Raw genomic sequence first — 17,243 nt, 5'->3', positions numbered from 1 at the left:
TTGATTAGAAGAGATGTAAAGGAACGAATGGTAACGATTTTTGGCAGCTATATAATGAGGAGGTGAGCGATTGAAAAGGAGGAGGTTAAAAACAGGTGACGGCCTTGATGATGAAGGGTTTATCGTTAGTGACGTTAACTTGAAATTAATTGATGACGTCTATATGCCTTTTATTAGAGAGTCGGTAGAAAAACTTAAAAACAGTTTTTCAAGAAATTTGCACAGTGTATATGTTTATGGCAGTGTTGCAAGAGGAGATGCTATCCAATGTAAGTCAGACTTGGATCTTCTTGCGGTTTATCAGGAACAACTGAGTTCTGATCAGTCGAGCCATTTAAAACTTCTTGCTGAACAATTGTCATACAAAGCTAATTTACTGTTTCGTGAAGTCGGCATTGCTGTCGGATATTACGATTATATAATGGATCCGGCAAATTATTATGAGCAGGCATTTCTTAAAGAATTATGTGTTTGTCTATACGGAGAAGATTTAAGACCGCGATTTGGTCCTTATAAACTAACACCGGAAATAGCGATAAGCTTCAATGGAGATATTTGCGATGTTTTGCAACGGACTATGAGAAGAATAAGTATAGCTTCAGATGAAGAATTTAAAAGCATCACACAAGGATTTGCCCGTAAACTCATCCGTACGTATTATTCAACGGTCATGGCACGTTCGCAAATATGGTCAACAAGACTAAATGAGCAATCAGAAGTGTTTATCCACCATTTTCCTATGAAAGAAGCAAATGTGAGAACGATTCTAAATTGGGCTGCGGGTGCTTCGATAGATCGAAACATCTGCATAAAATTATTTAGCGAAGAAGGTCAGTGGCTTTGTGAGAATTTCTTTAATGAAGCCAATAAAACGAATGATACGGATTAGTACTATAATAAATAAAAAAGAGTAGAATTTGACGTTGCTCAAATTCTACTCTTTTTGCATCAAAAAATCATTGAAAAAAATACGTGATTATGATAAATTTATATAGATACTCATTGTATAATTTAAAAGTAACAATACTACCCTAACTTAATTATACAACGCAGGCGATTTATTCGTCAACCCTTTTAAAAACTTTTTTAGGAGTGTTTTTTATGAATTCTAATTTCGAGGCGGAGCAACAACGATTAACCAACGTAATGAAAATCATCTCAGAGGAGATAAACAGATTGGAAGATGAAACGTCACGCCGGAAAAATGAAGTCATACAAATTCGTAAACACTTCTGGGATGAAGTGAAAGTAAATACGGATACCTTTGATGACTATCTTGAAACGATCATTGGTTTGAGACAAGAGGTGCAAGCGTTATCCGTTAGTCAGGGCACACACAGACATGCATCAAAGCGTCTCTCGACATTGCAACGTATGCAGGACGTACCTTATTTTGGACGGATCGATTTTTTGGAAGAAGATACTTCAGTACCAGAACAAATTTATATCGGAATTTCTACTCTTCGGGATGCTAGCGGAGAAAACTTTCTCATCTATGATTGGAGAGCTCCGGTGTCAAGTGTTTATTATGATTATCAACCCGGTCCAGCTAAGTACACGACTCCAGGTGGGATAGTTCAAGGAAAACTAGAAAAAAAGTGGCAATATCTTATTCGTGATGGTCTTCTTCACTCAATGTTTGACACAAGCATTACGATTGGAGACGAGATATTACAGGAAGTACTTGGTAAAGAAAGCAATAAAAAAATGCACAATATCGTTGCAACGATTCAACAGGATCAAAACAAAATTATCCGTTACGATAAGGGAAGACTTCTTATTGTACATGGAGCTGCAGGGAGTGGGAAGACATCGGCAGCTATGCAAAGAATTGCCTATTTGCTTTATAAATATCGCGGTCATCTTCTTGCCGATCAAATTATTCTTTTTTCTCCCAATAAAATGTTTAATAGCTATGTTTCCAATGTGCTTCCTGAACTCGGCGAAGAAAATATGCAGCAAGTAACGTTTCAGGAATATTTACAGTACCGCTTAAAGAAAGAATCGCAACTCGAAACCCCTTTTGATCAATTGGAATATGTTTTGACACAAAAGAATTCTTCATTTTACAGTTTAAGAATCGCGAATATTCAATTCAAAGCTACTACTACTTTTTTCAAAGCATTACATCGATACCAACAGTCATTAGCATTTTCTGGTATGCAGTTCAATGATCTGCTCTTTAGAGGAAAGTCAATCATCACTTCATCCCAAATCGCCGAACAATTTTATAACCATAATGGCTCACTGCGATTTCATCAACGACTTGAAAAGGTCAAGGACTGGCTCATAATGGAGCTTAAAAAAATTGAAAAAAAAGAACGGGATAAATTGTGGGTAGAGGAGGAAATAGAATTACTAAGTAATGATGCATACCATCGCGCACATCGAATTTTAGCAGAAAAACGAGGCTTTACACGGGAAAGATTAGCTGAGTATGAAATGGAACCGAAAGCACTTGCCCGTTTAATCGTTCACCAGAAATTAAAACCGTTACGAAAACAAGTAAAGACTTTGCGCTTTATTCATTTCAAAGAGTTATATAAACAATTTTTTACTGAATCGGAAAAGGTGAAAAAGTGGATTGGCGAAGAAATGCCGGCAAATTGGGCTGACATTTCCCAATTGACAGTAAACATGCTGGAGCAAGATAGGCTCTATTACGAAGATGCAACCCCATATTTATTATTAAAGGAGCTGATTCAAGGTTTTCAGAGTAACAGCACGATTAAACATATCGTTGTTGATGAGGCACAAGATTATTCCCCATTTCAGTTTGAATTTTTAAAACATCTATTCCCGAATGCTAAAATGACCGTCCTCGGTGATTTTAACCAAGCAATCTTTGCTCACGCACGGGAGATGATCGACTTTACACAACTGACGAATCTTTACGGTCAAGATGAAACAAAAATATTTAATATAAGTAGGAGTTACCGTTCAACAAAACCGATTATTGAATTTACACGATCACTTCTTTCAAATGGTGACCAAATTATTCCCTTTGATCGCGAGGGCGAGATACCTGTATTAAAACAAGTATCAAACCATAATGAGCTTCATCGTTCTATTGCTGACAAAATTAGCGATTTGCGTAATCGTAATTTTAATAGCATTGCCATCATATGTAAATCTGCCGCGGAAAGTAGACATGCCTATGAAGGGCTATCCATGATCGAAGATATGAAACTTTTGAAAAGCAATTCTCTCGAATATGAGGGAGGCATCGTTGTCATCCCAACGTATTTGTCAAAAGGAATTGAATTTGATGCTGTTATTATTTATGATGCTTCAGAGGAAGTATACGGCGACGAAAGTCTGAGCCGTACTTTTTACACGGCTTGCACAAGAGCTATGCATAAATTAATTGTATACAGCGTGGGACAACCTTGCCGTTTGTTGCAAAAAGCACGGGAAGAAAAACTCATAAGAGAAATGGATTGAACCAAAAAGAAGGAGTGAGCATGAACATAAACCTACTTATTTTCGTCTCATCTTTAAATAATAATCATAAAAATGAAGTATTGCAAAAAAGCTACCAATCAGATTTTCGTCCGATGATCGGGGATATCGTTGATGTTCCAGGCTTTCATCCGCAATATCATAATGGGTACGAAGTCGTTAAGGTCACTATTAATTATCACATAAATATGTGTCGCTACGGTCGCTCGCTATAGAATTAGAGGAGATAGAATGGGAAACGTACATTGAGAGGCTTATAGCGAATGGATGGCAAGTGATGTCAAAAGAGAAATGGAAATCATTTCAGTAATTCAATAAACAGATAACTTACATCCATGAAAATCAAGTATTACAAAAATGTTTTTAACAAAGTATAATCGGATATGGGAGTTGAGACAAATGAATAAAAATGACATCGCTAATATCCGAAAGCAATTTAAACTAAAGAACAACTATATGCAAATACAAGAAATTTTCAACGTTTATGTGAAAAAGGAGACAGGAGAAATATATACTCATATTAGTCAACCCTTTGAGATACTTGAAAAAGAAGCACAGGAGTTATTTTTGGCAAACTTCAAAAAAGTTCTAACTGGCCAACTTGATTCTAAGCTGTTTGAATTAAAATTTCAGCATGATTCGCTCGGCGGTACACAAAAAATTCTCCTTGAAGGATTACAATCAAGTTTATCGGAAGATTGGCAACAGCAAATGCTTCAAATCGTAGAAAAAATGTTTGCTGTGAAAGTATATGAATTTGATACGGTAGTTACCTTTATCCGCGGGGAGTATCAAAAACCAACCAAAAAACGTGATCAAGACACAGAAACAGGTGGGGATGACGAAGTATATTCCAGTTCTTTCATTTTTTGCAGTTTTAACAAGGCTGATCAACCGAAAAAGGCGTTAACATTTGACTATATTGAAAGAGAATTTAAGCCCAATACAAATCTTGATCCAATCATTAATTTAACAGCACCTTTGGCTGGTTTTATGTTCCCTGTTTTTCATGAAAACGCCGCAGATGTAAATCGAATTCTTTATAGTGCAGGAAAAGCGAATGAACCAGATTATCGGTTCATTGCAGAAGTGCTGAATTGCGAGGACATTATCACTGCTGAAGAAGATAAAGCTAGCTTTGAAATCATTATTCAAAAAGTCATTGGTGATGAAGTGGACACGGGGACGATTTCCAATGTATACGAAGAAATTGCCCGAGTTGTGCAAGAAAACGAGGATAACGAAGAAAACGAAGAGCCCAAGCTCGACTATAAAGATATTGAACGAATTTTGACTGTTAGTGGTGTGGAAGATGTTGATGCAGAAAAAGTAGAATTTGCCTTTAAGGATGTAATAGAGGACGAAAAACACGAATTTAAAGCAACAAATCTCGTTCCGAAAAAAATCAGGATTAGCACGCATGTAGCTGATTTAGCCATTAATCCGAAAGAAATGAAGAAAGTAAAATACATTATGTTTGAAGGAAAAAAATGCTTATTGCTCGAAATCGAAGAAGATATTCACCTAGAAGGATTTAAACTAGAAACGATCACATTATGATTAAAAAATAAACTAAACCCAGCGCCTATTGTTTTTTGCAAAAGATAAACAATGGGCCTTTTTTTGAGTAAATGTAGAAATCTAGCTCTATACAAAACTTCCCCCACTCATATTAATGTTGTGTTACTGAAAATTGAGGATGAACAAATCGGAGGAAATGATAAATTACTTAATAGCAACCCGATTCAAAGTGGTAAAATAAAAGAAAAACAGAGGTTTTATATGGATATTTTTAAAGCGCGAAAGGTGAGCAAGGAAATTGCTGGGGTTAAAGTTCTGCAAGATATTTCCTTATGCGTCAGTCAAGGTGAGACAATCGCAATTAAAGGTACTAACGGTTCTGGCAAGAGCAGTTTGATAAAGCTAATAGGCGGAATCTACGAGCCCTCTTACGGAAATATCGAACGGGCGGAGATGAATATCGGTTATGTACCGGAGCACTTCCCTGAGAATATTCGTTTTAGTATAAATGATTATTTACATTTGATCGCAAAAATAAGCGGGAAACTTGAACAGAAGATTAACAAGAAGATAGAGTCCTATGTAGACGTTTTTGCTATTGGAGAATTTCTCCAAACACCATTAAGAAAATGCTCGAAAGGAACAAAACAGAAAGTTGGAATTATCCAAGCGTTGCTAAAGGAACCTGACTTGATATTATTAGACGAGCCACTGACTGGGTTGGATCAAACAACTCAATCTAAAGTCATCAAGCTATTGCAGGCTTTTGCAAATAATACAACCATTATCTTAACGACACATGAACAAGTTCTTATAAGCGAACTTGCTCCAAGAATAATTGAGGTTGACAAAGGAAAAATCATTTCCGATTCTTTCGTGGAAATAAAGGAGAAATTAAACATTATCAAAGCAAAAGTTCCACAGAATAGCATTTTACAAGAGTTGACATTTATTGACCAAAAGCTTATAGAAGAAAATACTGTTGAGGTCAAAGTTCCGTTTACTGAATCTGATAAGGTGTTAAAAATTCTTCTTGAACAAGGTTGTTCAATTATAGAATTGAAAGAAATGAGGTAGGGTAGTGAGCTCATTTGTGCATTATCAAATTAAAAGTTATATTCAATCATTAAAGTTTATTCCTCCTGCCTCTCTATTTTTGTTATGGATATTTATTCTCTACACTTATGACAATGCCCCCATCCTTAGCAACTATGGGGCTTCATCGATTGCGATATATTTAACAATCACATGGATTTCAATGACAGTTTTTTCATTGGAAGAAGAACAAGAGAAATATATTTTGTTTTTTCAACTTGGGAGGAAGGAAAAATATTTAATAGGAAAATGGCTATCCATCATAGTGATTAGTCTTCCACTTCATGCGTTTGCAATTTTCTACCCAATCATGACAGACAGCTTTAAGGGAAGTCTCTCGCTCCCATTAATTCTAATCTCTGTCAGCAGCCATGTGATTTTTTCGTTTTTTGGTATTTTAATAGGAACCCTCTTTTCAGCAACAAAATGGGGGACGAAAAAGTATTCGTGGTTATCTGCTGTGCTCGTAATCGTTCTCTCTATTTCTGCTAAATCGTTGGCGGAATTAGCATCAATTGCAAATTGGTTCTTATGGATATTTCCACCGGTTTTTACCGTAATCAAGCATATGGAGGAGGGGGATGAAATTTTATTTTTAGAATCTTTGTTCACCGATTCTATCTTCGTCCTCCTTTACCTCATTATCAGTTTTGCTTTACTTATTATACTTTTTAAAAGAAAAGAAAGCTGAACCAGAGAAAATACGATTATTTCTTTTACTTGATAAACGGCTATACTTCGTTCTCTTTTCACTCATATTGTATTATGACAGTCTTAATTGTATACAAGGAGGTGAAGAGGGTGGTAAGATTTCCGCGTTTTTGTTTGTTCCCTCGTTATAATTGGTGCGGACCGGGATGCAGTGGTCCAGGAGCCCCTATCAACGCTGTCGATGCAGCGTGCCAACAGCATGACTTCTGCTATCAACGGACAAGGGATCGCTGCCGTTGTGACCATGAGTTTATTGAACGACTCAAACCATTGCAAAACCGTTACACAGAGGAAGGAAGACATGCAAGAATTCTGTCTCACCATATGAAAATCGTTCGAGGAGTTAATTGTCTTTTTAAATAGTAGTGCGTAATAACTCTGTCCTTTTAAGAGAAGTTCTATCTTAGCAAAAATAGCCCATATAAAAATTCGCCAGCAGAAGAGAAGCACAACAAAGAAATATAGGAAGAATAAAAAGCATATGAGTTCCAAAGTGCAGGCCTTTCGCTTTGAAACAAAGCAAAAGGCCCGTGCAGTTTATGTCCACCACATATTAGAAGTAGCTTCTTTAAATATTAACGGCTTTAACGTATTCACTGCTTTTGATAATCCTTCATCAATCGACATAAGGCCATCTTCATGTTCGATACTGACGACATAGTCATAATCGTAAAGGCGGAGGACGCTCAGCATGTCAGCCCAAACTTTAGCGTCGTGCCCGTAGCCAACCGTACGAAAATACCAAGAACGATTTTTCATATCGGCATAGGAGGTCATATCCGTAATCCCGTTCCGGTTTAAAACAGGCTGATCGATGATTGTATCTTTAGCATGAAAGTGATATATTGCTTGTTCGCGACCTAATATTTTAATTGCCTCAACTGGATCAATTCCCTGCCACCACATATGGCTAGGATCAAGATTTGCTCCAATTGCTGCCCCACATTCTTTTCTTAATCGAAGAAGAGTGGCAGGAGTATGGACAGAAAATCCGCCATGCAATTCAAGTCCAATTTTTACTTGATGTTGTTCAGCAAAACGGGCTTTATCCTTCCAATAAGGGATTATTTTTTCTTCCCATTGCCATTTCAAAATCTCTTGGAAATCATTTGGCCAAGGAGCAACTGGCCAATTGGGGAATTTTGCGTTTTCGTGATCGCCAGGACAACCGGAAAAAGTATTGACAACCGGAATATTCAAGCGGTTTGCTAACTTGATTGTTTTTGTTAATAACTCATCTGCTTCGTCACGTATCTTTTTTTGTGGGTGAAGTGGATTGGAATGGCAGCTTAAAGCGCTTACAATTAAGCCGCGACTTAATATTTTATCGACAAATTCCTTTTGTTTTTCCTTATCATTTAACAACTCATCGATGTCACAATGAGCGTTCCCAGGGTAGCCACCCGTTCCAATTTCGATTGCTTCAATCCCCATTGCAGCTACATGATCTAACATTTCCTCCAAGCCTTTATCCGAATACAATACAGAAAAAACACCTAATCTCATAAAAATCAAACCTCCTTATAACTTTTGTAATCCGTTACATTTGATTATAACAAAAAAATAATTGAAATAATCATTAAAACTCTAAATATATTAACTTTTTTTGATGATTGACAAAGCAAGAAATTAATTTTACAATTTATTTTGTAATCGATTACATTACTATGAGTTTGAAAGCAGGATGTTTGATGGCGAATATACAGGAAGTAGCGCAAAAAGCTGGGGTTTCAGTTGCTACCGTTTCAAGAGTGCTAAATAACAATTCAACTGTAAGTCCAAGCACTAGATTAAAAGTTGAAAATGCAATAAAAGAATTAAATTATGAACCGAGTATGCTCGGGAGAAACTTGCGAAATTCGGAGAGCCGTCTTCTACTAGTGTTGATTCCAAGCATTTCAAATCCCTTTTATACGGAAATTATTAATGGTATTCAAAATACCGCGATTGCCCATCACTACAATATTCTTCTGTGTGAAACTAATTCGAATCCAGAGCGCGAAGATATCTATTTTAATATGGTAAAAAACAAATTGGCAGATGGTGTCATTTCCATGGACCCTACAGTCAATATGCAAAAATTGATTGAGCTTGCTGAAAACCATTCTATTATTTTATGTAGTGAGTATGATGAAAGCAATGTAATTCCGTATGTAAGTATTGACAATGAATTGGCCGCTTATCACGCAGTTAAGCATTTGATTAAAATAGGCAATGAAAAAATCGCACTTATCAATTCAGACGAAAAGTTTCTTTATGCGAGACAGAGAAGAAGTGGCTACGAAAGGGCTTTGGCTGAATTCAATCTACCGCTGCGCAAGGAATGGATCTATAATACAACCCAGCTTGATTTCCAAGACGGAGTGCAAGCGATGAGAATGCTTCTGAAATTAAAAGAAAAGCCATCTGCAATCTTTGCAGTATCAGATACTTTGGCAATAGGTGCTTTAAAGGAAATGAACGCATCAGGGTTAAAAGCTCCAGATGATATTGCTGTCGTCGGCTTTGATAATATTAGTTTCTCCAATATGACAAATCCAACTTTGACTACGGTTGCTCAACCAATGTACAAAATGGGTTGTACTGCTGCGACCATGTTAATTAATAGTATTCATGAAAATAAAATGGAAAGCATTTTGTTAGATCATGAATTGATCATTCGTGAATCGACAATGGGTTAAGGAGGTTACAAAGAATGGGGATTTCAGTAGGGATTATTGGCTGCGGCTCCATCACGAAGCATCGCCATGCACCAGAGTATAAAGCAAATCCTTATGTTGATCGTTTAGTTTTCTTTGATCATAATCAGGAGCGTGCAATGGCGTTAGCCGAAAAATTTGCTGGCCATGCGGTTCAGTCTGTAGAGGAGCTTTATCAAGATCGGACGATTGCAGCAATCAGTGTTTGCTCAACCAATGATGTACACCATATTCATTCGATTCAAGCATTATTACACGATAAGCACGTTTTATGTGAAAAACCGCTGGCAATCAGCATAAAACATGCTGAAGAAATACTCGAAGCACAAAAGAAGTCAGGAAAAAAATTAATGGTTGCTCATAACCAACGCTTTACTGAGGCTCATAAAAAGGCAAAAGAATTAATTGACAGCAAGCAACTGGGTGAAGTCTTAACTTTTACAACTACTTTTGGTCACCAAGGTCCTGAATCATGGGGTGTTAATAAAAGTAATTCTACCTGGTTCTTTAAGAAAGCTCGTTCTTATTCGGGCGTTGCAGGCGATTTAGGGATCCATAAAATCGATTTAATTCATTATCTATTGAACGATGAGATCGCTGAAGTCCATGCTTTCCATAGCGCATTAGATAAAGTAGACGAAAATGGGGAGCCAATAGAAGTATGCGACAACGTTGTCTGTGCGCTAAAAACAAAAAAAGGACGTCTGGGAACCGCTTCCTTCTCTTGGACATATTATGGTGCCGAAGATAATTCTACAGCGATTTATTGTCAAAAAGGGATCATAAAAATCTATCATGATCCGAAAGCACCGTTAATTATTGAAAAAAAAGATGGAGAAGTGTGCAAATATCAATTTGATTCCATTCAGACGAATGACAATCAAACTAACAGTGGGGTTATTAATGCCTTTGTTGATGCAATTGTTCATGATAAAGAACCAGAAGTTACAGGAGAAGACGCAATAGCTACTTTAAGGGTCATTGAAAAAATACTAACATAAAGTAAAAAGATCAGTCTTTTTTAAATGGAATTGACGAAGTCAGAATTTTCTTTTACTATAGATGTAACGGATTACATAATCAGCGATTTTACTTCTCTATAAAATTAGTAAAAGAACTGAAATATCGGAAATGTCGAATAATGAAATCAATTACATCAATTAAAGGAGGTACGCATGATAGATCAATTGGCTATTAATTCAAATACGTACCACGGCTTTTCATTGGAGGATGCGGTTAAAGGGGCTGCTAAAGCTGGATTTAAGCAAATTGAGCTTGCAGCAGTAAAAGATCATACGGCTCATGTTTTACCAGAAATGTCGGAAAAAGAATTACTTGCAATAAAGAAACTGCTACATCAATATGAAATGCGCTGTGTTGGGATAGGAGCTCATAGCAATGTGATGACGGAAGCTGGCATCATTAATGTGCTCAAAAATGTCGAATTAGCAAATTTTTTTGAGTGCAAATATATCATTACTGCCACCGGAGACCCCCATCACGATTCAGATGTCATAGAAGATGAACAAATATTAATTCGTAATCTACTGCCAGTTATTGAGATGTGCGAAAGATTGAACAAGGTTCTCGTGATCGAAACACATGGAAATAATTACGCCACTGGAACTGCTTTAAATAGGCTTGTTCAATTGCTTTCTAGGCGAATAAAAATCAACTATGACACAGCAAATGTGCTCTTTTATGGAAATATTGAGCCGTACGATGATTTACAGGCATCAGTAGCGGAGGTTGAATTTATTCATCTGAAGGATAAACTCGGCGCTAATCAAGAATGGAATTTCCCTGCTATTGGAGATGGAAATATTAATTTCCTAAGAATTTTCCAGATACTTGAACGCGCAAATTATAAGGGACCGATCAGTGTGGAAATCGAATTTACCCCTGAAGGGCCGAGTGGCCTTGATGTGGTGAACGATAGCGTTCAACGTTCCTTCCACTATCTTTCTACCATTCTAAGTAAACTGGGAGGAGTAAGATGAAGAACATCGGATTAGTAGGCTGGGGCTTTATTGGTAAAACTCATTTTGACGCTTATCAACAAATTGAAAGCGCTAACGTTGCTGCCGTCTTTAGCAAGAGCGATGAACAAAAAATAGATGGACCTAACTGGAAAAAGGTTCGATTGGTGAAAACGTACGAAGCTCTTTTGAACGATCCGCAAATTAACATTATTGATATTTGTTTACCGACATTTTTACATGAAGAATTTATCATTAAAGCAGCAGAAGCAAAAAAAGATATTATTTGTGAAAAACCTTTGTCATTAACAGTTGAATCGGTTGAAAGGATCATAGAGGCAGTTCAACGAAATAAAGTGAAATTGTTTGTCGCCCATGTGCTTCGATTTTGGCCCGAATACAAAGCAATTAAATCGTATTATGATACGGGCAAACTGAACCATGTTGAATTCATTCATGCGGGAAGATTAGGGCAAGTACCAAAATGGAACCATTGGTTTAAATATCCTGAAAAAAGCGGTGGAGCCCTCTATGATTTGCATATTCATGATATAGATTTTATTTGCCATCTTCTTGGTGAAATCAAAACTGTATATGCCGTCGGCTCGAAAAATGAAAATGGGGCATGGGATCATATTATGACCACTCTCATTTTGAAAAATGGCACGAAGGCATTTGTTGAAGCATCACATCGTATGCCGACAGCTTATCCGTTTTCAATGTTTTTTCGAATTCAAGGAGAAGATGCTGCGATTGATTTTCGCTTATCGGCTGGTAACAATATCGAGAGAATCACCCAAAGTTCTGTCCACTACTACAAGAGTAATGAAAAATCTTCTATAGATATTCCTCAAGAGAATGCATTTCAAAATGAACTTTCTTACTTTATCAACTGTGTTGAAAACAATGAAGAGAATAATATTATCCCATTAAACGATGTACTTGCAACAATGAAAATGATGGAGGCCATTCAAACATCTCTGGAAAGTGAACAAATAGTGCAATTATCCTCAGTTGAATGAAAGCGCTTTAACAAAGTGGAATCTTTTTCATAACGATAGTTAAATTGTTATGAAATCGACTCAGGTAGATTACTAATAAATTTAGGGGGTTAATTTTTATGAAGAAGGCGTTAAAGGTATTTTCATTATTTGTGCTAATATTGGTGCCCGTTTTAGCCGCATGCAATAATACGACAACCAGTAGTAATCCTGGAGATGATGGAGGGGATGATAGCAGTAAAAACAAGTACAAAATTGGTATTCTTGCGCCTGCCGTTACCCATGGCTGGGTTGCTGCCGTAGCTTATCATGCTGAAGCAAGAGCAAAGGAATTGTCTGATGATATCGAGTATCAAATTCAAACGAGTTCGAACGCTGAAGAAATGACGTCACAGCTTGATGATCTCATGACATGGGGAGCAGAAGCGATTGTTGCTTTTCCGCAATGGGAAGGGATGGAAGTTCCGATTCAAAGGGCAGTTGATGCTGGGATTGAAGTAATTAATTTTGATATTGCTATAAATGTAGATGGGGTATATCGTGTTGCTGGTGACAATGAAGATATGGGAATTCAAGGAGCAAACTATATTGTCGACAAAATTGGAACTGAAGGAAATGTGGTTATTTTAGAAGTTCCATCTTCTGGTTCCGTCTCAGAATTGAGAAAGAAAGGCTTTGTTGAAACGATCGAAAGCCTTGCTCCGGATATGAATTTATTAACCTATGCTACCCAATTTACAAGGGAGGATGGATTGAAGGATTTCGCCGATATTTTAACAAGTAATAGCCAAATTGATGCTGTTTATTCGATGGATGATGAGACGTCGATTGGTGTTTTGCAAGCTATTAGAGAAGCAGGTCGCACAGACATTCAAGTGGTTACTGGTGGCGGCGGTATGCAGGAATACTTCAAGCTGATGCCTGAAAATGAAGATATTTGGATTCAGTCTGCCCTTTATAGTCCTGCGATGGTAAAGGATGCTGTCGATATTGCGGTGAAAGTATTAAATGGAGAGTCGGTAGAAGAAGAGACGATCATCCCGACAACGATTGTTGATCGAGATAATTATGAACAATTTTTAGACGAAGGTTCACCTTATTAAGTTAGATGAGAGAGGGATAGCAGTGCCTGAACCCTCTCTTTTAATACATAAACCATGTGTGGAAGTGATACTATGCGGATTGAAATGAATCATATTAATAAGGCTTTTGGTCGCAACGAAGTCCTCAGAGACGTTTCTTTTTCCATAAAAGGTGGGGAAATCTGTGCTTTACTGGGGGAAAATGGAGCTGGTAAATCAACACTAATGAATATTCTCGGCGGTGTCCTCAAACAAGATTCTGGTTCAATTGTTATCAATGATCACGAAGTAAACTTTCAATCTCCCGCAGATTCGCAAAAACAGGGGATCGCATTTATCCATCAGGAACTTAACCTGATTAATGACTTGCCAATCTATGAAAATATGTTTCTTGGGAGAGAGCTTAAGACAAAAAGTGGCGCTCTTGATCTGGAAAAGATGCAAAAAGAAACAGCAAGAATGTTTCAGAAAATGAAGCTCGAATTAAACCCGACGACGATGGTCCATGACTTAGATGCTTCCTACAAACAGATCGTGGAAATATGCAAAGCGATGATGGCGAATGCCTCGATCATTATCATGGATGAACCAACTACATCTTTAACTGAACAAGAAATAGAACGTGTTTTTACCATGATGAGAACGATGAAAGAGCATGAAGTTGGGATCATTTTTATTTCTCATAAATTGAATGAAGTGATGGAGATTTGCGATCGTTTTGTCGTTCTGCGTGATGGCAATTTGGTAACGGACGGCAATATTTCCGATGTGTCGACCCATGATCTTGCACGATATATGGTCGGCTACGATGTCAGAACCGAGTCATTGAGACGAGAGAAAAAGTTAGGGGAAGAAGTGTTGCGAGTAGAAGGGTTAACCTCTGAGCCATTTTTTAAAGATATTGATTTTTCGATACATGCTGGAGAAATCGTAGGCTTTACAGGTTTACTTGGTGATGGGCGAAGCGAACTCTTTCAAACGATTTTCGGAGCTGAAGGAATTCCAGAAGGAAAACTATGTTTAAATGGTGATAAAGTAACAATTAGAAGCACGACTCAGGCTATTGAAAAAGGGATCGCGTATCTTCCTCGAAATCGCAAAGAAAATGCCATTATTAAGGATATGAATATTATTGAAAACGCCTCTATTGTTACATGGCCAATATTCGCAAACAGAGGGATTATTTATGCAGAAAAGCACAAAGAAGTTTTCGAGAGTCATCGGAGAACACTTCGGATCAAAATGGGCGAACTAACAGATAGTATTAACAGCCTTTCAGGTGGGAATCAGCAAAAGGTGGTATTAGCGAAATGGCTGGCTGCAAATCCACAGCTCCTCATTTTGGATAATCCTACACAAGGGGTCGATGTAGGTGCGAAAGAAGATATTTATGATATCATCTTGAAGCTTGCAGACGAAAAGATTGCCATCGTCGTATTGTCAAGTGAAGCCCATGAAATTATCCGAGTCTGTGATCGTGCCTTAGTCATGTATCACGGGGTGATCCAAGGAGAGTTATCGGGTCAGGACATGACTGAACATCAAATTATGACTCTAGCTACCGGTGGGAAATTACTAGAAGAAGAGGAGGGCCATTTCAATGAGCACATCGAATGTTGAAAAACTGAATTTCTTTCGTTGGTTTAAACATAAATGGTCAAATGAACCGTTATTTAGTACAGCTATTGCACTTATTATCATGATTATACTGCAAACATTAGTATTAGGTTTTGACTATGATTCGTTCGGGAGCTGGTTTCAGTCATGGACTAATAACTGGATTAATATTTTAAGAAACAATGCAAGTATCGGTATTATCGCATTAGGTATGACCTTCGTCATTATGACAGGTGGAATCGATCTAGCAGTCGGTTCCACATTAGTGGCAACAGGTGCGTTTTCCATGATTCTCCTTGATACAGGAACTAAAGGGATCTTGGGAATGCTTGGAATGACTGGTATGCCTGCATTTATTGCGACGATTGTACTCGTGCTTTTGTTTGGTTACCTTCTTGGGGCACTAATTGGAGTGACGATTACAAAAGGGAATGTCCCACCATTTATCGTGACGCTCGGAGCAATGCTTATTTTCAGGAGTGTTACCCAACACTTTATGCAAGGCTATAATACAACTCTTCCTTCTGAATTTTTACAGATTGCCAGCTTTAATATAGGAAACTACATGATTATGCCAATCATCTATTGGGCTGTCATTGCATATATTCTCTATTTTGTGTCAAAGCGGACCACTTTCGGGAGACAAATCATTGCAGTCGGCTCGAATGAAAGAGCGGCAAAGTTATCCGGTGTAAATGTTGATAAAATAAAATTACGCGTCTATGCTTTGATGGGACTGCTTGTCTCGATCGCTGCCATTATCCAAGTTTCTCGTGTCGGTTCAATGGATTTTTCAAATGCCGGTAGAGGAATGGAGATGGATGCCATTGCAGCAGCCGTTGTCGGTGGAACAAGTATGAGCGGTGGAAGAGGCTTCATTTTAGGAACGGTATATGGAATGCTTATTATCGCCGTCATGAACAATTTATTAAATCTATTTGGTGTTCCGCCATTTTTAAGAGAAGCTTTTAAAGGTTTCATCGTGATTGGGGCGGTATTATTACAACGAAAAGGAAATAAAGGAAACTTATCCCCTTCTTCATAAGTCGTCTAACATTTACTGCAGCAGTAAATTGAAAAATGCGAGTGAACGAGTAAAATTGATGCTTTATTTAGCTGTTTCCCCATGGTACAAAAAAGAGGCTGGGATTAGGTAAAAAATTGAAAGCAAAACGCATGTAACCAAATTTGATTCCATGCGTTTTTTGATTTCACGAGCCTCTTTTAACGATGCAGTTTTTCAGTGATTTGTTTTAAATGGTGCTCGTCATGCATGAGGAACATTTTTGTAAAGCTTTCTCCTGAAAACTTCTTTTTCCTTCCACCAATAGTAAATTGTATGCCATTATCCACGGCAGCCAATTGTTTGGTTAATTGTTTTCGAGTTTCAATAAATTGCTCTATGATCGTTGCTACTGAATCATTCTTTAAATATGCGAGCGCTTCCGCATTATACTTGTCATGTTCAGGAAACGGTGGCAAATCAGCGCCATCCGCCATTAAAGGGACCAACTTCTCTAAAATGAATTTGTCCCAATAATAAAGATGCCCCACGATATCTCTTATGGACCATTTTCCTTCATAAACTGGATCGCAAAGAACGGCTTCAGATTTCTCATTTAATTTCAAAATCTCAGCCGCAGTATCTTCAAATTTTCTAAATATTTCTTTCAAAATATGCACCTCCGTAATACTTAATTGGCAAAATTTTATCTATATTTTATCATAAGATAGGTTCATATTTTAAATTTTCGAAAAATTACGTGCTACTTCTGGTACGATAGGCCAAGGTTGTATTAGAGTAAAAGAAATTCATATTGAACTAACCTGCACTGCTAACAAAAATGCTTTGTTTTTTTTTTGAGAAAATATGATTGGATGTGCGGTAATTATCTTCACATCAAATACGGAGGTTACAAAGTGATAATTGGAATTATACTGCCTAAGTGATCTTCAGCGTTATAAAGAAAGTATAATGAGAATGTGTACAGTTAAAAGGGTAAAAATTTTGCAAGTAAAGGAAACATAATTACCGGTAGTTCGTAAGTATAGATGAACAAAAATTTATATTGATAT

The 17,243-nt window shown here is 37.3% G+C and carries 16 protein-coding genes; 14 read left to right on the top strand and 2 right to left on the bottom strand.

Annotated elements, in window-relative coordinates; genetic code table 11:
- Positions 1-70: 70 nt before the first annotated feature.
- From NST02_RS13530 to NST02_RS13500, 7 genes are all read left to right on the top strand, one after another.
- Positions 71-889 (top strand): nucleotidyltransferase domain-containing protein, encoded by an 819-nt coding sequence (locus NST02_RS13530; RefSeq protein WP_235879493.1) that lies wholly within the window; start codon positions 71-73, stop codon positions 887-889.
- 212 nt (positions 890-1,101) lie between these two features.
- The gene (gene helD, locus NST02_RS13525; protein ID WP_340949139.1) at positions 1,102-3,444 is read left to right on the top strand and encodes an RNA polymerase recycling motor HelD; all 2,343 of its coding nucleotides are present in this window, start codon (positions 1,102-1,104) and stop codon (positions 3,442-3,444) included.
- Between the two features lie 20 nt (positions 3,445-3,464).
- Positions 3,465-3,677 carry a hypothetical protein gene (locus NST02_RS13520; protein ID WP_235879492.1) on the top strand — a complete coding sequence of 71 codons (213 nt, stop codon included), beginning with the start codon at positions 3,465-3,467 and terminating at the stop codon, positions 3,675-3,677.
- A gap of 184 nt (positions 3,678-3,861) precedes the next feature.
- Positions 3,862-5,022, top strand: coding sequence for a DUF4317 domain-containing protein (locus NST02_RS13515; protein WP_095313373.1), 1,161 nt, complete (start codon positions 3,862-3,864; stop codon positions 5,020-5,022).
- Positions 5,023-5,085: 63 nt separating this feature from the next.
- Positions 5,086-6,060 carry an ATP-binding cassette domain-containing protein gene (locus NST02_RS13510; protein WP_170211317.1) on the top strand — a complete coding sequence of 325 codons (975 nt, stop codon included), beginning with the start codon at positions 5,086-5,088 and terminating at the stop codon, positions 6,058-6,060.
- Between the two features lie 4 nt (positions 6,061-6,064).
- The gene (locus NST02_RS13505; RefSeq protein WP_340949138.1) at positions 6,065-6,769 is read left to right on the top strand and encodes a hypothetical protein; all 705 of its coding nucleotides are present in this window, start codon (positions 6,065-6,067) and stop codon (positions 6,767-6,769) included.
- A 110-nt stretch (positions 6,770-6,879) separates the two neighbouring features.
- The gene (locus tag NST02_RS13500) at positions 6,880-7,152 is read left to right on the top strand and encodes a phospholipase (protein ID WP_095313368.1); all 273 of its coding nucleotides are present in this window, start codon (positions 6,880-6,882) and stop codon (positions 7,150-7,152) included.
- Positions 7,153-7,326: 174 nt separating this feature from the next.
- On the opposite strand, the gene NST02_RS13495 is transcribed toward NST02_RS13500, so the two are convergent.
- On the bottom strand, positions 7,327-8,295 hold the full coding sequence (locus tag NST02_RS13495; RefSeq protein WP_095313366.1) for a sugar phosphate isomerase/epimerase family protein: 969 nt from the start codon (positions 8,293-8,295) through the stop codon (positions 7,327-7,329).
- Positions 8,296-8,480: 185 nt separating this feature from the next.
- Here NST02_RS13495 and NST02_RS13490 point away from each other — a divergent pair, with 185 nt between their 5' ends.
- The 7 genes from NST02_RS13490 (at position 8,481) to NST02_RS13460 (ending at position 16,212) form a co-directional block, all read left to right on the top strand.
- Positions 8,481-9,470, top strand: coding sequence for a LacI family DNA-binding transcriptional regulator (locus tag NST02_RS13490; protein ID WP_340949137.1), 990 nt, complete (start codon positions 8,481-8,483; stop codon positions 9,468-9,470).
- 14 nt (positions 9,471-9,484) lie between these two features.
- The gene (locus NST02_RS13485; protein WP_095313361.1) at positions 9,485-10,489 is read left to right on the top strand and encodes a Gfo/Idh/MocA family protein; all 1,005 of its coding nucleotides are present in this window, start codon (positions 9,485-9,487) and stop codon (positions 10,487-10,489) included.
- A 174-nt stretch (positions 10,490-10,663) separates the two neighbouring features.
- Positions 10,664-11,488 carry a sugar phosphate isomerase/epimerase family protein gene (locus NST02_RS13480; RefSeq protein WP_095313358.1) on the top strand — a complete coding sequence of 275 codons (825 nt, stop codon included), beginning with the start codon at positions 10,664-10,666 and terminating at the stop codon, positions 11,486-11,488.
- Positions 11,485-12,489 (top strand): Gfo/Idh/MocA family protein, encoded by a 1,005-nt coding sequence (locus NST02_RS13475; RefSeq protein WP_095313356.1) that lies wholly within the window; start codon positions 11,485-11,487, stop codon positions 12,487-12,489. The genes NST02_RS13480 and NST02_RS13475 overlap by 4 nt, the downstream gene beginning before the upstream one ends.
- Positions 12,490-12,587: 98 nt before the next feature.
- On the top strand, positions 12,588-13,571 hold the full coding sequence (locus NST02_RS13470; protein ID WP_095313354.1) for an ABC transporter substrate-binding protein: 984 nt from the start codon (positions 12,588-12,590) through the stop codon (positions 13,569-13,571).
- Positions 13,572-13,643: 72 nt separating this feature from the next.
- Positions 13,644-15,170, top strand: a complete 1,527-nt coding sequence (locus NST02_RS13465; protein WP_095313352.1) for a sugar ABC transporter ATP-binding protein — start codon at positions 13,644-13,646, stop codon at positions 15,168-15,170.
- Entirely contained in the window at positions 15,151-16,212 is a 1,062-nt protein-coding gene (locus NST02_RS13460) for an ABC transporter permease (protein ID WP_095313349.1), read from the top strand. Before NST02_RS13465 ends, NST02_RS13460 begins: the two co-directional genes overlap by 20 nt.
- A gap of 179 nt (positions 16,213-16,391) precedes the next feature.
- Here the strand turns inward: NST02_RS13460 and NST02_RS13455 are convergent, their stop codons facing one another.
- On the bottom strand, positions 16,392-16,841 hold the full coding sequence (locus NST02_RS13455; RefSeq protein ID WP_212933525.1) for a DinB family protein: 450 nt from the start codon (positions 16,839-16,841) through the stop codon (positions 16,392-16,394).
- Between the last annotated feature and the right edge of the window lie 402 nt (positions 16,842-17,243).

Origin of the sequence: Robertmurraya sp. FSL W8-0741 (assembly GCF_038004005.1) — a bacterium.
GTDB classification, from domain to species: domain Bacteria; phylum Bacillota; class Bacilli; order Bacillales; family Cytobacillaceae; genus Robertmurraya; species Robertmurraya siralis.
The sequence above is the reverse complement of the archived record's forward strand: the minus strand, read 5'-3'. Positions and strand labels throughout refer to the sequence as shown.